This is a genomic window from Mangrovimonas sp. CR14, assembly GCF_011764015.1.
In the GTDB taxonomy this organism is placed as follows: Bacteria; Bacteroidota; Bacteroidia; order Flavobacteriales; family Flavobacteriaceae; genus Mangrovimonas; species Mangrovimonas futianensis.
The window spans coordinates 328,189-346,012 of record NZ_JAAFZY010000003.1 but is presented as its reverse complement, the minus strand read 5'-3'; the positions used below and the strand labels follow the sequence as shown (position 1 = coordinate 346,012).

Annotated in this window: 13 protein-coding genes; 10 read left to right on the top strand and 3 right to left on the bottom strand. The window is 36.4% G+C overall.

Annotated elements, in window-relative coordinates; all coding sequences use genetic code 11:
- The first annotated feature begins 37 nt into the window (after positions 1 to 37).
- The 3 genes from GZ212_RS07535 to GZ212_RS07525 all read left to right on the top strand — a co-directional run bounded on the left by GZ212_RS07535 (position 38) and on the right by GZ212_RS07525 (position 4,497).
- Entirely contained in the window at positions 38 to 2,413 is a 2,376-nt protein-coding gene (locus GZ212_RS07535) for a DUF2339 domain-containing protein (RefSeq protein WP_166958668.1), read from the top strand.
- Complete coding sequence (locus GZ212_RS07530; protein WP_166958666.1) at positions 2,397 to 3,629, top strand: DUF3999 family protein; 1,233 nt, start codon at positions 2,397 to 2,399, stop codon at positions 3,627 to 3,629. The genes GZ212_RS07535 and GZ212_RS07530 overlap by 17 nt, the downstream gene beginning before the upstream one ends.
- 115 nt (positions 3,630 to 3,744) lie before the next feature.
- Positions 3,745 to 4,497 carry an SDR family NAD(P)-dependent oxidoreductase gene (locus tag GZ212_RS07525; protein ID WP_166958664.1) on the top strand — a complete coding sequence of 251 codons (753 nt, stop codon included), beginning with the start codon at positions 3,745 to 3,747 and terminating at the stop codon, positions 4,495 to 4,497.
- Positions 4,498 to 4,561: 64 nt separating this feature from the next.
- Here GZ212_RS07525 and GZ212_RS07520 read toward each other — a convergent pair whose 3' ends face one another.
- Positions 4,562 to 7,969, bottom strand: a complete 3,408-nt coding sequence (locus tag GZ212_RS07520; protein WP_166958662.1) for an amidohydrolase family protein — start codon at positions 7,967 to 7,969, stop codon at positions 4,562 to 4,564.
- A gap of 190 nt (positions 7,970 to 8,159) precedes the next feature.
- Here GZ212_RS07520 and GZ212_RS07515 point away from each other — a divergent pair, with 190 nt between their 5' ends.
- A complete protein-coding gene (locus tag GZ212_RS07515) occupies positions 8,160 to 8,837 on the top strand; it encodes an MBL fold metallo-hydrolase (protein WP_166958660.1) in 678 nt (225 codons plus the stop codon).
- Between the two features lie 21 nt (positions 8,838 to 8,858).
- Positions 8,859 to 9,185, top strand: a complete 327-nt coding sequence (locus GZ212_RS07510; RefSeq protein WP_166958658.1) for a multidrug efflux SMR transporter — start codon at positions 8,859 to 8,861, stop codon at positions 9,183 to 9,185.
- A gap of 16 nt (positions 9,186 to 9,201) precedes the next feature.
- Here the strand turns inward: GZ212_RS07510 and GZ212_RS07505 are convergent, their stop codons facing one another.
- The gene (locus GZ212_RS07505) at positions 9,202 to 10,110 is read right to left on the bottom strand and encodes a sterol desaturase family protein (protein WP_166958657.1); all 909 of its coding nucleotides are present in this window, start codon (positions 10,108 to 10,110) and stop codon (positions 9,202 to 9,204) included.
- A gap of 58 nt (positions 10,111 to 10,168) precedes the next feature.
- Between GZ212_RS07505 and GZ212_RS07500 the strand changes: the two genes are divergently transcribed.
- From GZ212_RS07500 to GZ212_RS07480, 5 genes are all read left to right on the top strand, one after another.
- On the top strand, positions 10,169 to 11,203 hold the full coding sequence (locus GZ212_RS07500; protein ID WP_166958655.1) for an o-succinylbenzoate synthase: 1,035 nt from the start codon (positions 10,169 to 10,171) through the stop codon (positions 11,201 to 11,203).
- Between the two features lie 3 nt (positions 11,204 to 11,206).
- Positions 11,207 to 12,163, top strand: a complete 957-nt coding sequence (locus tag GZ212_RS07495; RefSeq protein ID WP_166958653.1) for a CPBP family intramembrane glutamic endopeptidase — start codon at positions 11,207 to 11,209, stop codon at positions 12,161 to 12,163.
- A complete protein-coding gene (locus tag GZ212_RS07490) occupies positions 12,163 to 13,224 on the top strand; it encodes an AMP-binding protein (protein ID WP_166958651.1) in 1,062 nt (353 codons plus the stop codon). The genes GZ212_RS07495 and GZ212_RS07490 overlap by 1 nt, the downstream gene beginning before the upstream one ends.
- Positions 13,225 to 13,262: 38 nt before the next feature.
- Entirely contained in the window at positions 13,263 to 14,927 is a 1,665-nt protein-coding gene (locus tag GZ212_RS07485; protein WP_166958649.1) for a TonB-dependent receptor plug domain-containing protein, read from the top strand.
- 116 nt (positions 14,928 to 15,043) lie between these two features.
- Positions 15,044 to 17,338 (top strand): VWA domain-containing protein, encoded by a 2,295-nt coding sequence (locus tag GZ212_RS07480; protein WP_166958647.1) that lies wholly within the window; start codon positions 15,044 to 15,046, stop codon positions 17,336 to 17,338.
- Positions 17,339 to 17,367: 29 nt separating this feature from the next.
- Here the strand turns inward: GZ212_RS07480 and GZ212_RS07475 are convergent, their stop codons facing one another.
- Complete coding sequence (locus GZ212_RS07475) at positions 17,368 to 17,790, bottom strand: DoxX family protein (RefSeq protein ID WP_053972642.1); 423 nt, start codon at positions 17,788 to 17,790, stop codon at positions 17,368 to 17,370.
- Positions 17,791 to 17,824: the final 34 nt, after the last annotated feature.

Sequence of the window (17,824 nt, the reverse complement as noted above, 5' to 3'; positions counted from 1 at the left end):
ATTTGCCCTCAATTTTAGCTCCTTACTAATTAACCAAATGACTAGCCATCAAGATCAAATAAATCAACTGCTAACCCAGCTTAATAGCCTTGTGGAAAAGCAAAGAGGTTTTTCTAAGGAAATAGATGATTTAAAGCACGCTATAGAAACGCTGCAAAATTCACAACTAGAGGAGGTTCAGGAGCATGAAATAATTAAGCAGGAATTCCCAGGTAATAAGGTAAAGGAAAGGAGTGATTCTTTAAGCTCTATTGAAGTAGAAACACCCTCAGATACTTTAAAATCCATACAACCTCGTATTCGTCCTGTTGAACCAAAAAGAGATACTGCAAAAGTTAAGTCAGATCTTGAAAAATTTATAGGCGAAAACCTTATCAATAAAATAGGAATAATCATTACAGTTATCGGGGTTTCCATTGGTGTAAAATATTCCATAGAACACGATTTGATAAGTCCGCTGACCAGGGTCATTTTAGGTTACCTTGCTGGTTTGGGTCTTTTAGGGTTTGGAATCAAACTGAAAACCAAATATGAAAACTACAGTGCTGTACTTGTAAGTGGGGCTATGGCCATTTTTTATTTTATTTCCTTCTCTGCCTATAATTTCTATCAGTTAATACCTCAAGCCTTGGCCTTTGTGCTTATGGTCATATTTACAGTTTTTACCGTGCTGGCAGCCTTAAATTACAATAGGCAAGTGATTGCTCATATTGGTCTGGTGGGTGCTTATGCGGTACCTTTTGTGTTGAGCAATGAATCTGGTAGGCCAGAAATATTATTTGGTTATATGGCCATTATCAATATTGGGATTTTGGTCATTGCATTTAAAAAATACTGGAAACTACTTTACTATGTAGCTTTTGGTCTTACTTGGGCTATATATTTTACATGGTTTATCAGTGATTACAGAACTTCAGAATATTTTGGATTGGCTTTAACCTTTCTTAGTCTATTTTTCTTCATTTTTTATGCGACTTTTTTGGTTTATAAACTTCTGCAAAAGGAAAAATTTCAAAAAAGTGATATTGCTTTATTATTATTTAACTCATTTATATTTTATGGAAATGCCTATGTGATACTTTCTGGTCATGAAACAGGAAAGCAATTATTAGGACTTTTTACTTTGGGTAACGCATTGATTCACTTTTTGGTAAGTCTGGTGATTTATAGACAAAAGTTAGGGGATAAGAATTTGTTTTATTTGGTAGCAGGATTGGTTTTGGTCTTCATCACTATTGCCATTCCGGTTCAATTAGATGGAAATTGGGTGACCTTCCTTTGGATAGGGGAAGCTGCTCTTTTATTTTGGATTGGAAGAACCAAAAAGGTACCGGTTTATGAAAAGTTGTCCTATCCTTTGATGCTGTTGGCTTTTTTGAGTATCATCCATGATTGGATTGTGTTTTATAATGCATATACACCTTCAACACCTGAGGATAGGATGATGCCTTTGCTTAACATTCAATTTTTAACATCCTTATGTTTTATTGCCGGCTTTGGGTTTATTTTAAAGTTACATTTCAATCAAAAATATGATGCAGCTTGGAAGTCAAATAAGATTCTATCAAAAATGGTTTCTTTCGGTATACCTGCAATTTTTCTATTGGGCATTTATTTTGCTTTCAGAATGGAAATTGTGAATTATTGGGGGCAACTTTTTACAGATTCATTACTGGAAATTAAAGAAGATAACCAGCAATATCCTATGACTTATTGGAATTATGATTTACTCAAATTTGAAACCGTTTGGGTTATCAATTATTCTATGTTATTTATGTCATTGCTTGGGATTGGTAATATAAGGTGGTTGAAAAACAAGTCTTTAGGTTTTGTTAATTTGGGTTTCATTGTTTTCGTATTATTAGTGTTTTTAACCAATAGTTTGTATGCGCTAAGTGAATTGCGGGAGAGTTACTTGGATCCAACTAAATTACCATATTATAAGACAAGTATCATGCATATTTTAATAAGATATTTGTCCTTTGCGTTTGTAGCACTGCTGCTGATAACTACCTACAAATACCTTCAAGAATCATTTCGAGAAAATAAATACAAACGGGCCTTTGATTTTTTGTTGCATACTACCATTTTATGGGTTGTAAGTAGTGAATTAATCCATTGGCTAGATATGGCTGACTCCACCCAATCTTACAAACTAGGATTGAGTATTTTGTGGGGAGTTTATTCCCTTTTCCTTATAGCCTTAGGTATTTGGAAAAGAAACAAACCTCTTCGCATTGGTGCCATAGTTTTATTTGGACTGACGCTGATAAAACTCTTTTTCTATGATATTTCCCACTTAGATACCATAGCAAAAACCATTGTATTTGTCTCATTAGGCGTATTGCTGCTGATTATATCATTTTTATACAACAAATTCACACATAAAATTTCAGATGAAACGCCTCAATAAACAATTGTGTCTAATATTTCTTTTCACTACTTGCTTTAAGTTTTTTGGCCAAATGGGTCAATATGACTACCAAAGGGAATTACAAGGTATATCCCAAACATGGCATAAGGTGATTCTACCAGACGATATGTTTGGTAAGATTTCACAAGATCTCTCTGATGTTCGCATTTTTGGATTGACGAAAGAGAATGATACCATACAAGCTCCTTTTCTTTTGGAGGATACGTCTGATCAGTTTAATGCAAATGAAATTCAATTTAAATTACTTAATACGTCATTAAATAGTACAGGGTATTATTTCACTTTTGAAATTCCCTCCGAAGAGGTTATGAACCAAATGATCTTGGATTTTGAAAATGAGAATTTTGATTGGCATCTTACTTTACAAGGAAGTCAGGACCAGCAAGAATGGTTTACCGTCATGGAGGATTATAGAGTATTGTCTATTAATAATGACCAAACCAACTTCAAATTTACAACATTAAATTTCCCAGATTCAAAGTACAGATTTTTTCGAGTGCATATTCAGACAGACCAAAAGCCAGATCTAAAATCGGCCAGGCTTATAAAAAATGTGAAAATTACGGGAACCTTAAAAACCTATGCCATTAAAAAAATGGAGGTTGAGCAAGACAAAATTAATAAACAGACGCTTTTGGATGTGGAACTACTTATGCCCGTTCGTATGAGTAGTATTAAAATTAATGTGAAGGATACCTTTGATTTTTATAGGCCTCTAAAAATCGAATTTTTGGCGGATAGTATTCAAACTCAAAACGGCTGGAAGAATCAATATATTATACTTTCAAGAGGGACTTTGGCATCTGTAAAGGACAATACGTTTCCCTTTGAAAGTACAACGGTTAAAAAATTTAGGGTGATTATTGACAACAACAACAATCATCCTTTAACTATAGAAGATATAGAAGTAAAAGGCTTCTTGTGCCAATTAAAGGCGCGTTTTGTAGAGCCTGCAAAATATTATCTCACATACGGAAATAAAAGAGCCTTAGAACCAGATTATGATATCTCGCGATTTAGTTCGCAAATACCTGATTCTTTAATCGTATTAGACCTGGGAATTGAAGAAAAAATAGAAAAAAAAGGATTCCATCAAAAAGAACCACTTTTTAAAAGTAAGTTCTGGTTATGGGGAATTATGATATTAATTATATTAATTCTAGGATTCTTTTCCGTTCGAATGTTAAAGAAATAAGACTGGGATGAAAATCTTAGTGTCCTGTTCTTAATTTAACAGAATTATAAGGCATTTAAAACTTTGAAGGGTAGGGGATTTCGTAAATTTGATAGTGAACTTTAAAATATAAAAAATGTCATTATTAGATAATAAAGTAGCATATGTTTCTGGAGGTGGATCTGGAATAGGGAAAGCTATTGCCCTATGTTGTGCTAGGGAAGGTGCAAAAGTAGCCCTTTCAGATATAAATGAAGATCATGGAAAAGCTGTAGTTGATGAAATCATTAAAAATGGAGGTGAAGCCCTGTTTATTTTGGCAGATTCTTCAAAAGCTGAAGATAACGAACGCATTGTAAAAGAAATTGTGGCGGCCTATGGCCGTTTGGATGTGGCTTGTAATAATGCTGGTATTGGTGGGAAAGTTGCCATAACAGGAGAATATGCTATAGATGCTTGGGATAAAGTAATTGCCCTGAACTTAAATGGCGTTTTTTATGCGTGTAGATACCAATTGGAGCAGATGGAAAAAAATGGTGGCGGAAGCATTGTAAACATGGCGTCCATTCACGGAACGGTAGCAGCTCCTATGAGTCCAGCATATACGGCTTCAAAACATGGAGTGGTAGGATTAACCAAAAATATAGCTGCTGAATATGGGCAGAAAAACATTCGTTGCAATGCAGTGGGGCCTGGTTATATAGCTACACCTTTACTAGATGAAAATCTAGACGAGGAGACCAAAGCTTTTATAGCAAGCAAAGCCAGTATGAACCGATTGGGGAAGGCTGAAGAAATTGCAGAATTGGTGGTGTTTTTAAATTCAGATAAGTCATCCTTTACCACTGGAGGTTACTTTATAGCGGATGGTGGTTACACTGCTGTTTAATTTCTTTAAACTTGAAACAAAAAATAAAGGTTGCTAAATTCGCAACCTTTATTTTTTATGTGGATTAATTACCTATCCCAGGTAATCCTTCGGGCTTTTTAGTTTGCCAGTGAAACGTTTCTGCTTTTTGTTCCTTAGGCCATACTTCGTCTAAATTGTTGGCGTCATAAACCTTTCCGTTTTTAACAATATATTTGAGGGTATTGGTATTCCTTAATTCTTCCAATGGGTTTTTATCCATGATATTGATATCGGCTAATTTTCCAATCTCAATGGAACCAAGATCTTTTTCAAGTCCGAGAGCTGTGGCACCAATAATAGTAGCTACCTTTAGCGCATCATGATTTTTCATGCCGCCACTGGCTACCGCCCATAGTTCCCAATGATAACCTAATCCTTGTAATTGTCCGTGGCTTCCTATACCTGCCAGTCCATCAGCTTCTACCAAATCCTTCATAAATATGGCATGCTTTTTAAATACATGTTCTTCATCCATAAACCATGCTGGTCTTCTACGACTTTTTTGTGCCAATTCTTCATATGGAGTGAAATATTGAAGTTTTTGATCGCCCCAAACATTCTCTCTGGAGTAAAAGTAATTCTCTCCCCAAGGACCTCCATAGGCTACCAAAAGGGTAGGGGTTACTGCCATTTGAGATTGTGCAATTGTTTTAATCACATCCTCATAAATAGGATAGATAGGTAGGGCGTGTTCATGCCCAGGGTATCCATCTAATAGTTGTGTCATGTTCAATTTAAAATCCAAGCCACCTTCGGTTGTTGGCATTAAGCCGAGTTCTTTTGCTGCCATGATGACCCATTGGCGTTGTTGGCGGTTACCTACCAAGTACATTTTGATGGTTTTTGTTTGGTAGTATTCACTGTATTGTTTCAAAACTTTCTTGGCATGATCCAAGCTTTCAATTTGGTACATCCAGTAACCTACACCTGGTCCGGTACTATAGACTCTAGGGCCAGCCAGCATACCAGCATCAACCATATCGGCATAGGTTAGAACATCTGTGGTCATGGTTTGAGGATCTCTGGTAGTGGTAACGCCATAAGCTAAATTGGCCGAATACATCCACATTTGATTTTTATGGACGCCCCAAGTAGGCCACATATGAGCGTGAGTGTCTACAAAACCTGGTGTAATTGTCTTTCCCGTCACATCAATCACTTGGGTGCCCGAAGGAATATTTAAGCTTCCTGAGGAACCAATTGCTTTGATGCGATTATTTTCAATAAGAAGGTCTCCATTTTCAATGACCTCGTCATCCTTCATGGTTATAATGCGAGCTCCCTGCAATAATAAATTCCCTTTCGGAGTATCTTTTTTGTAAAAAACCTTAATTTTTATCTCTTCCGCTTCAAAATCATCGAATTTTTCTTCCTTTTTGTCCATGATGATGTCTTTGACCGTACTATCCAATTTCTTGGTTGCTTCCAATTTCTCTTTTTGCTGCTTTTTTAGTTCAGCTATACTATCATTGAAGCGTTTGCCCTCGGCTAGATCATATCGGAAATGACTGGATCCAAGAGACCAATGGATGGTGTTACTATCATTTGACCAGGCAGGGAATTCGCCTCCTAAAACGGTTAATTTCATCGCTGGAAATGCTGCTTTTTCTGCTTTGGCAACAGAAATGGTAGGCGTTTTTCCATAACGCGGAATGGTAATGCTAAAAATATCATTATTAATTTGTGCTAAGGCTGTTTTGCCATCTGGTGAAATGAACACTTCACTAGGCTTGGAAGATTTATCATCTTCAGCACGATTGTCATCCATTTGTGGCAAAAGACTCGGTTCATGACTATCGCTATGATGGTCGCTAAACACATCGTAGGATCCAAAAGTTTCAATTCCTTTTAGTTTTAAATGGCTTTTTTCATCTGTACCGTCCCAACGAACAGAAAGCAAACCTTTCTCTGGATGACTTAAATAAATGCGGTCATCCACTTTTGTGAAATGTGGCTTTTCCCTGCCTTTGGTCTTATCTATAAAAGTAATGTCACCACCATCTGAAGAAACCCAAACCAAATCCTCATTGGCTCTTTCTGCTACAGGACCAATGACATCTTTATAGGTTTGCGCCGAACTTCTGTGAAAGGCAATTCGATTTTGTTTGTATGACCACCTAGGGAAGGTGTAAATTCCAGGTTCTTTGGTAAGTTGTATAGATTTTCCTTTTCCATTGGCGCTGACTTTATATAAATGGCCGCCATCGTTTTTCCAGGTGGTAAATACAATTTGACTTCCATCTGGAGACCAGGAAGGATGTGCCTCAGTAAAGTCATTGTCTGTAAGTCGTTTGGGTTTTCCATCAGGAAGTTCCATGACGTATAATCTATTCAAGGCTGTAAAGGCCAATTTGGAACCATCTGGAGACGGTTTGGCATCACGTATTTGCGTTATCAAAGCTTCTTCACTATCCTCAATAGGGTAATTGAATTTTACTCGAGGACCTAAATCCAATTTTAAATCCACAGTGAAAGGGATTTCCTTGGCTGTATTGGATTCGATAGAAATGGAATGGATTTTCCCACCGTATGAAGCGATTAAATTTTTACTATCGGGTGTAAACGACATACCAGGAAGAACACCTAAAGGCGCAATGGACTCTTGTTCGTCTCGTTGAACCGGATAGGCTAACCATCGTTCTTCACCAGAACTTAAGTTGCGAAGTATTAAACCTGTTTCAGCTTCAAACCGTGTTCCGTAAACCAGCCATTTGCCATCTGGCGATAGGGTTGGAGTAAATGCAGAGCCATATCTAGAGGTAATAACAGCCATATCTGCGTCTTCCATATCATAGGTGCCTATTTGATATTGGGGCAACTGGGCATTATAATTCCAAGCTTTGTTACGTTGTGAGAAATAGAGCAATTTACCATCCGCTCCAAAAGCTTGATCAATGGCCTTTAGATCTTTTGGCTTATCAAATAACTGACTTCCAGAGCCTCCATCTTTATGGTAGACGTGAAGTTTGATATTTCGACGACCTTTACTGCCTATCAGATAATCACCATCAGGAGTCCAGACTACAGAAAAGAAATTATGCTTTTTCTCTTCGCTAATTTGTTTGTCTTTTTTAGTTTCTAAATCTAAGATCCAAATGTTATCGCAACCACTTTTATCTGAAATAAAAGCCAGTGATTTACCATCTGGACTAAAACGTGGATGAATATCATATTCCATACCCTGAGTGATTTGGGTGGCTTTACCACCAGAAATCGGAATGGTATAAATATCTCCCATTAGGTCAAAGGCTATGGTCTTACCATCTGGGCTAACATCCACAGAAATCCAGGTTCCTTTATCTGTGCTAAAGGAAATAGTTCTTTCTGGTTCCAGAGGTAATTCTTTGGTAGCTTTTTTTAGACTGTCGGCTGGTTTTGTTTTTTGTTGGGCTTGAATTGTAAATTGAAGAAATAAAACAAGGGCAATGGAAAAGAGTTTTAAAATTTTCATTTAGAGATTGATTTTAGATAGTTAAATATAAGTAATTGATTTATAAGAAAATGACTTGACACTGTAATCGGCAAGAATTTTTTTGTTTTGGTTAGGCGTTCCACTTTCATATAATAGATTTAGAGCTTATTTTTATTACTTTAGTATAAATGCCAACGTTTGGCTTTTTGAGAATTATTATAGCAGGCTCATGATTAACTTTTTAACTAAAATATTACTGTATTTTGGTATCGGTTTGGCACCACTTTTTATCACTGGTCAAACCAATGAAATACAAATTAAATTCATTGGGAATTGTGGCTTGTACATGACTGATGGAACCACCCATTTGTATGTCGATTTTCCCTATAAATCGGGAGCTTATAATTATATGGAATACGAGAATGAGGAAATTGAGCAAATTAAGGAGGATGCCATTTTTTTATTTACCCATAAGCATGCAGATCATTATTCAAATAAACTATTAAAACCGTTTGAGGGTGAGAAATATGGCCCTTGGAATGTTGAAGAATTAGAAGAATTGGGATCGAAAACTTTAGATTTTCAAATTGAACCTTTTAGAACAGAACACAAGGTTTATGGCATATCTTTTAAACATTATTCCTATGTGATTACGTGGCATGGAAAACGAATTTTCCTCTCTGGTGATACTGGGGATGTTGAGGTAATTAAAAGCTTGAAAGAATTGGATTTGGCATTTATGAACCCATGGATGTTTATGAATTTGCAAAATGAGAGAATTCCTGTAGAAACCAAAATGTTTGGTATTTACCACCTATATCCCAATGAAAAACTTCCTGAGAAAGTTCCTTCCAATATTATTTTTTTAAAAGAGCAGGGGAGGAAAATAAGTATATCTTATGAGTAATTATAATTTCAAGCATCAATTATGAATTGGGTTTTACTCATTATTGCCGGACTATTTGAAGTAGCCTTTGCTGCTTGTTTAGGGAAAGCCAAGGAGTCGTCAGGAAGCGAAGCCACATATTGGTATTTGGGGTTCTTTATTTGTTTAGCGATAAGTATGTTGCTATTAGTGAAGGTGTCTAAAGAACTGCCCATAGGAACTGCATATGCGGTTTGGACAGGAATAGGAGCTGTGGGAACTGTGCTTGTAGGTATTTTTGTGTTTAAGGAACCAGCGACGTTCTGGAGGCTCTTTTTTATATCGACGTTAATTATATCGATTGTTGGGCTGAAATGGGTTTCGAATTAAACTTAAGGACCTTTTATCAGACTGATTTCTTTGAGGTTTTGAACCACTCCTCTCGCAAGTCATTACTTAATTTACCAGTGCCATCATGTTTCCATCCTGGTGGTTTTGTTATATAATTCCAGCGGTCTTTTAAGGTTTTCTTTCCCGTAAAAACATCTTTAAACATATAAGCCCATTCTGAAAATGCAATTTTAATGGGATTGAAGGTGTTGAGGTTTTTAACCAGTCCGTATTTAACCTTTTCGGTTTCCAATTCGGGTTGAAAAGTACCAAAAAGTTTGTCCCAAACAATTAGGATGCCCGCATGGTTTCTATCTAAATAAATAGGATTACTTCCATGATGGACACGATGATGGGAAGGTGTATTAAAAATGGCTTCAAACCATTTAGGTAGTTTATCAATAGCCTCGGTATGAATCCAAAATTGATATAGAAGACTAATAGACATCTGTAACATGATCATGGCTGGGTGAAATCCTACCAAGGGTAGCCAAATCCAAAAAATAAAGGAATAGAAACTGCCAGACCATGTTTGTCTAAGAGCTGTACTTAAATTGTAATGTTGTGACGAATGGTGAACTACGTGTGAAGCCCAAAATAAACGGCATTCGTGTGAAATACGATGAAACCAATAATAGGATAGATCATCAGCAAAAAATAACAAGACAAAGCTCCACCAAGTAATGGGAATAGTAAAAATTCTAAGATGTTCGTAAACTAGGAATAGGCATCCTAAAACGATGGCTTTACTCAAAAAGCCTAAAAAGACATTGCCCAATCCCATAGCAATAGATGCAAAGGCATCTTTAACTTCATAGCCCTTGGTTTCCTTAAATTTTGAGCGTGTTGTTACAAACAATTCCACCAACATAGCCAAAATAAAAAATGGAATGGCGAATAAAATAATATTTGGAAAATCTGGCATATATCTTTTAAAAAATCTCTCTAAAATAACCATTTTTTATCAGTAATTTTGAGATGTAATGACAGCAGAGTACAAACAACACCAACTTCAGTTTAAAAAACCTAGCGGTACATCAAGAGGCATATTAAAAATTAAAGAAACGTGGTTTATCATTTTAGAACAGAATGGTAAAAGGGGAATAGGAGAATGTGGTATTTTAAGAGGACTAAGTGCCGATGATAGACCTGATTATGAGCATCAATTAAAATGGACATGCCACAACATTTCATTGGGGCTACCCGCACTATACGAGGCTAATAAAGAATTCCCTAGTATTCAGTTTGGATTGGAAATGGCCTTTAAATCTCTAGAAAGCCAAAAACCATTTGAACTGTTTCCTTCTGCATTTACAAAAGGAGAGGAATCTATCGCTATCAATGGTCTTATTTGGATGGGCAGTGAAGATTTTATGAAAGAGCAGATTGAATCTAAACTGTCCACTGGCTTTAATTGTATCAAAATGAAAATTGGTGCGATTGATTTTGAGACCGAATTCAAGTTGTTAAAGTCCATTAGAAAAACCTTTTCTAAAGAAGAAATAGAAATAAGAGTGGATGCCAATGGTGCTTTTCCTCCTTCAGAAGCCTTGGATAAATTAAAAAAATTGGCTGAATTGGATTTGCATTCCATTGAGCAACCCATAAAACAAGGTCAATTTCAAGAAATGGCACAACTTTGTGAGCTGACGCCTTTGCCTATAGCCTTAGATGAAGAATTAATTGGTGTTTTTGATGTAACAAGTAAGCAGGAATTGCTACAAACCATCAAGCCACAATACATTATTTTAAAACCTAGTTTTGTGGGAGGATGGGAAGGAAGCCAAGAATGGATTAATTTGGCAGAAAGAGAGAATATGGGTTGGTGGATTACTAGTGCATTGGAAAGTAATGTGGGTCTTAACGCTATTGCGCAATGGACTTACACACTAAATAATAAGATGCCACAAGGGTTAGGGACTGGTGGTCTATTTACTAATAATTTTGACAGCCCTCTAACGGTAAGTAATGGTACGTTACAGTACCAAAATAATTTAAATTGGAAATTTAACTTGTAGTTTATGTATATAACCCAAGCGTTTAATGTGCTGCATGATTGGTGGCGCTATTTGATAGGTCTTTTAGTTGTTATTTTTGCGGTAATTATTGGTCAAATACCCTTCACGGTAGCCGTATTTTTTAAGGCCTTTGAAAGCGGCGAGAATATATTTGGTATGGATGAAACCCAAATGATGGGCATGTTGGAATCCAACCTTAATTTATTTCTCATGTTATTGTCTTTTGCAGCAGGTTTGGTTGGCGTCTTTTTCGTGGTTAGGACTATACATAAACAAACAATTACTTCCTTAACAACAGCACGGAAAAAAATAGATTGGGGGCGTATTTTATTTGCCTTTTTGCTTTGGGGCATTTTGAGTTCTTCCTTTGTGGTAGCAGATTATTATATGAATCCCGAAAATTATCAATGGAATTTTAAAATGATCCCATTTTTAATCCTCTTGTTGATTTCTGTGGTGTTTATCCCCTTACAAACCAGTTTTGAAGAGTATTTGTTCCGAGGCTATTTGATGCAGGGAATAGGTGTTATATCAAAAACTAGATGGTTGCCTTTAGCAATTACTTCACTTATTTTCGGTTTGTTACATATTGCAAATCCCGAAGTAGAAAAAATGGGCTACATCATTATGATTTATTACATAGGAACGGGACTTTTTCTTGGAATTATGACCCTTATGGATGATGGTATGGAATTGGCTTTGGGTTTCCATGCGGCCAATAATTTGTTTACTGCTTTGTTGGTTACCGCAGATTGGACAGCGTTTCAAACACACTCCATTTTAAAGGATATTTCCAATCCGACTGCTGCCGGTTTTTTTGACGTTTTTTTACCCGTTTTTGTTTTATTCCCAATCTTATTATTCATATTTTCGAAGAAATATCGATGGACCAATTGGAAGGACAAGCTTTTTGGTCATGTAGAAGAACCTATTAAAGAAGATTATAAAATATTAGACTGATGATTCCAAAGTTCGATAAAATCCATAACCGTTTCAAACTCAACGAGTATCATTTTGCTCAAGATGATTTAAAGGAAGTTGCTTATAGCTACATAAAAGAAGGTTTACCCTATGAGAAGAAGGTGGGTGATTTTATTAATAACTGGATGGATGACAGTCCGCTTATCACCATTCAATCTTCGGGTTCTACAGGTGCTCCAAAAGAATTTCATGTAGAAAAACAGGCCATGGTTAATTCGGCGATTTCTACCGGTGATTTTTTCAAATTAAAACCAGGTGATAGCGCCTTACATTGTTTACCTATTAATTTTATTGCTGGGGAAATGATGTTGGTTAGAGGTCTTATTTTGGGTTTGGAATTGGATGTTGTTGAACCAAAATCCAAAATAGTTTTAGCCAAAGACTATGACTTTGCTGCCATGACACCCATGCAGTTGGAAAATAGCTTGGACACCATTGAGCATGTCAAAATTTTAATCGTTGGAGGAGCTCCCATTTCAAAAGAATTGGTAGCCAAAATCCAACACATTTCTACGCGTGTTTATATGACCTATGGTATGGCCGAAACTTTAAGTCATATTGGGTTAAAAAAATTAAATCATACCACAAAAAAGAACGCTCCATATAGAACGCTTCCTAAAATTACGGTTTCCAAGGATGACAGGGGATGTTTGGTTATCAATGCCCCTAGATTATCTCAGGAACCTATTGTAACCAATGATTTGGTTGAGATTTATTCTGAAACTGAATTTGATTGGTTAGGTAGAGTTGATAATGTTATTAATTCAGGTGGGATAAAATTACTTCCAGAGTTGATGGAAGCAAAGATTCAGGACCAAATGGATAGACGTTTCTTTTTTGCCTCCCAACCCGATCCTACATTAGGAGAGAAAGTCATTTTGGTGGTTGAAGGTGATTCCAATGTGGTAGAGCCAAAAGTTTTTGAAGCTTTGGATACCTATGAGAAGCCCAAAGCCATTTACAGTATACCTCAATTTGAAGAAACTTCCTCTGGAAAAGTAAGGAGAGAAGAAACTCTCACAAAACTTTTGAAAATGTAAGAATTTCTTGTAGTTTTAGTAGGTAAACTTCTGAAACTATGAGAAATCTGTTAATCCTTGTTCTTCTTCTAGGGGGCTTCCAATTATTTTCACAAAATGAGCCCACAAGAAATCTTTATGGTACAGTCTATAATGAAGAATTAAAGCCATTTCCAGGAGTTCAGGTTACCCGTAAAGGATATTCTGAAAAAACGAAAACGGATGGGGAGGGAAGTTTTACAATTAAAGTTAAGGCCAATGATACATTAGATTTCCATAAGGATGGTTATTTACCTAAACGTACCATTGTAGGGAATACGACATTGCAGGTTGTTTACATGCGGGTCGAACCAAAGTTTGAAGATCAGAGACGATCTAAACCAGCAGATGGTGCTTTGGGAATGAAAAAAGACCCGAACTCCATTGTTTATGCCTATCAAACAGTAAATTCAGAAGATTTAAATATAGGAAGAAGTTCAAATGTCCTAGATGCTTTGGATAGTAAAGTGAGTGGATTAATATTACTCGATAAACGGCTTCCTCCCAATGCTACTGCAGCCGATAGGGCAGAGGTAACTAAAGAATTAAAGTTGCGTGGTACTCGTTTTTTACAGAGCTCCAACTCAGCACTTATTGTAGTGGATGGGATTCCTTCAACATATCAACATTTCGTAAGTCTCGATCCTACAAATATCGAGTCGGTTACCATTTTAAAGGGAGCCAATGCAGCTGTTTTATATGGGTCGCAAGCGGGCAATGGGGTGGTAATGGTAAAAACGAAGAAATCTGTTCAAACTGGTCGTAAGGAAAATTATGTTCCCAATTATTCTACCGAAACCTTTTATTTCAAAACACCTAAAGTTGATTTAAAGGAAAAGGCACCTGATTTTTTAGGCAAACTTGAAAAGGCAGAGGGTATGGATGAAGCTTCAACCATTTATACCAATTATAACCCGAAAAAGAATGAAATTACTTCATATTATTTAGAGGGCTATAAATTTTTCTCATCCCAAGGGCAAGAGGATAAAGCTGCTTCTATCTTAAATAAGTTGTTGGACAGCTCATTTACAAACCATTTCACATTAAGGGCTATGGCTTACCAATTGGAGAGTGAAGGCCGATTGGAACAGGCCAATCTGTTTTACAATAAAATATTTTCTCTTCAGCCTCAAGATGCTAGGTCTTATCGCCAACTGGCTTTATCTAATTACGAAGTGGACCAGTTTGAAAATGCCTATAATTTATTTAATAAATTGTACAATAAGGATCTTATGGAAAAGTTGGAAGTCTCCAACTATCAAAAGGTTCAGGAGGTAAGTTATAATGATGTGGGTAAGGTGTTGATGGAACTTGAAGATTATGCCGACAAAAATTTAAAAATTCAATACAAGCTGCGAATATTGGTAGATTCCAATCGGGATGATGTGGATATCAATTTGAAATTGATTGATCCCAATAGGGAAATAAGCAGTAATGACCATATGAAGACCGAAATGGGAGGTAATTTTTTTAGCATGTACGGTTTAGTAGAATATACCAATTCTACGGCTCAAATGGGAGCATATTATCTTATGGCAGACTATCAAAATAAATCTGATAAACCTGTTTATTTAAAGCTTACCGTATTTAAGAATTATGGCAAACCCGAAGAAACTCAGGAGATCAAAGTAATAAGGCTCTTGCCGAAAAAGAAAGAACAAATTCTTTCTAAGATCGAATTTTAAGCGTTGACTAGTTCATGCTGATGCTTCCCTAACCCAAAGGCACAGTTGCCTAATTATCATTGTTTTGATTGGTTTGTAGGATTTAGTTTTATGCTAAATCAATAAACACACTAATCATGAAAGCAATTTTAAACACCTTATTTGTTTGCTTAATTAGCTTACAAATAACAGCTCAGGAAATGACCGTTTCTGGAATGATAGCAGACGAAAATGGTTTACCATTACCCGGAGTCAACATTGTAATTAAAGGAACCCAAGAAGGCACCCAAACAGATTTTGATGGAAAATATACCATTAAAACTCAGGTCGGCGATGTTTTGGTTTATACCTATGTAGGTTATGTGACTACTGAAAAAAAAGTTGAAAGACAGACAGGCTTCAGTTTTGCCATGGAGCCTAATGTTCAAACCATAGATGAAGTTGTAATATCCGTTCTTGGTACCAAGAGAAGTCTTAATCAAATTACTACATCTAGCCAAGTGATAAAGGCAGAAGAACTAAGTCAGGCACAAAACCCAAATTTAGTCAATAGCTTATCTGGAAAGGTTTCTGGCCTACAAATTAATAATGTAAATCCTAATACAAAGCAGAATACCCGGATAGTTTTAAGGGGAAACCGCTCAGTAAATAGAAATAGCAATACTATAATTGTTATTGACGGGGTTATTTCCTCAGAGAAGGAATTATCCAAAATAAACCAGAAGAATATCAAAAATGTAGAGATTTTAAAAGGAGCCAATGGAGCTGCATTATATGGGGCTCAAGGAGGTAACGGCGTCTTGGTAGTTCAAACAAAAAGTCAGGGCAAATCCAAAAAAATTAAAGAAGCTCCCTTATATATTGTAGATGGAATGCCCATCCCTCAAAATAATAATTCATTGGTTGAATCCATTGCAACCGACAGTATTCACTCAAAGCTTGTTTATGACAAATCGGAGGCCAAAAAGAAATTCGGGAGAATAGCGAAAAATGGTTGTATTGTGATTACAACACAAGGTGGAAATTTTAGAATTTCTGATAACGAAAGTTATGCGACGATCCAAGAAAACAATTTTGAGAATGTTCATTCCTCACCTTTGTCAACATTTTCTATTGATGTAGATAAGGCAGCATATAGTAACATTAGACGAATGATAAATAGTGGTTATGTTGTTGAACCTAATGCCGTCAAAATTGAAGAAATGGTGAATTATTTTTCTTATGATTATCCGCAACCAACGGGAGAGCACCCCTTTTCCATTAATACAGAGGTGGTGGAAACACCGTGGAATAAAGACTCCAAATTGATACGTATTGGTTTGCAGGGTAAAACCATTGAAAATAAGAATTTACCACCATCCAATTTAACCTTCTTGATAGATGTCTCTGGCTCTATGGACTCAGAAAATAAACTCCCGCTTTTAAAGCAAGCATTTAAACTTTTGGTCAATCAATTACGAGAGAAGGATAAGGTGTCTATAGTGGTTTATGCAGGGGCTGCTGGAATGGTTTTAGAGCCTACTTCAGGAAAGTTTAAGTCTAAAATAATCAATGCTTTGGACCGATTGGAAGCCGGTGGATCTACGGCGGGTGGTGCCGGGATTACTTTAGCTTATGAATTGGCCCAAAAGCATTTTATAAAAGGAGGGAATAACCGTGTGATTTTGGCCACTGATGGAGATTTTAATGTCGGAGCTTCAAGTGATAATGATATGAAGCAACTGATAGAAGAAAAAAGAAAATCTGGTGTGTTTTTATCGGTACTTGGGTTTGGATATGGTAATTACAAGGATTCTAAGCTTGAAACTTTGGCAGATAAAGGAAATGGCAATCATGCCTATATAGATAACATGCAAGAAGCTCAAAAGGTATTTGGGAAAGAGTTTGGAGGCACCCTTTTCACCATCGCCAAGGATGTAAAGATTCAAATAGAGTTCAACCCAGCTAAAATACAAGCCTATAGATTAATGGGATATGAAAACAGAATGTTGGCAGATGAAGACTTTATTGATGATACAAAAGATGCAGGAGAATTAGGCAGTGGTCACACGGTTACCGCCTTGTATGAGGTAATTCCCGTGGGTGTCAGCAGTAAATATTTAAGAGAAACTCCAGATTTGAAATATACAAAACCAACAAATGTCAACGCTTCGAATGAATTATTTACCGTAAAATTTAGATACAAAAAGCCTGATGAAAACTCCAGTACTGAGATGGTACATGTACAACGGGATGAGTTGAATACTCCAAGTGTTGATATGAAGTTTAGTGCAGCAGTAGCCTTGGCTGGTATGCAGTTACGACATTCTAAATATGCCAATGATACCAGCCAAGAAGATGTTGTTGCCTTGGCTAAAGCTGGTAGAGGACCAGATAGAGATGGGTATCGCGCAGAATTTATCCGACTGATTCAAACCTATCAAGGAATTTAAAAAAAAAAGCGACCAATTGGTCGCTTTTTTTACTGTTGCATTTTAAAGTAATAGTCAGCAGAATGTTTTCCCGAGCCATAAAAAATGAAGAAAATACAAACCATCAGTGTGGCTGTGGCAACAATAAGGTTGCCTACATGCATTTCTCCTACAAAATTGATCATTATAGCTCCAATCAAAATTGGTAATTGGGCAATTATGGCCCAACGTGTCAATAGACCGAAAGCTATCAACATACCTCCAATAAAATGTGCAGGAGCCACATAATGAACAGTAATCATACCTCCCGCTAAATTTTGAATAGGAGTAAATAGATCCATTAATATTTGGGTGTTACTCATGAAGTGTATTCCTTTAATAAAAAGAAATACACCTAGAGCCACCCGTACGGCATCTAATGGGTAATACGTATGCGCATTTGCCCACTTGTTAAGTGTTTTAATTGTTCCCATCGCTATTAATTTGTTGATTGTTAATGCTTAAGGT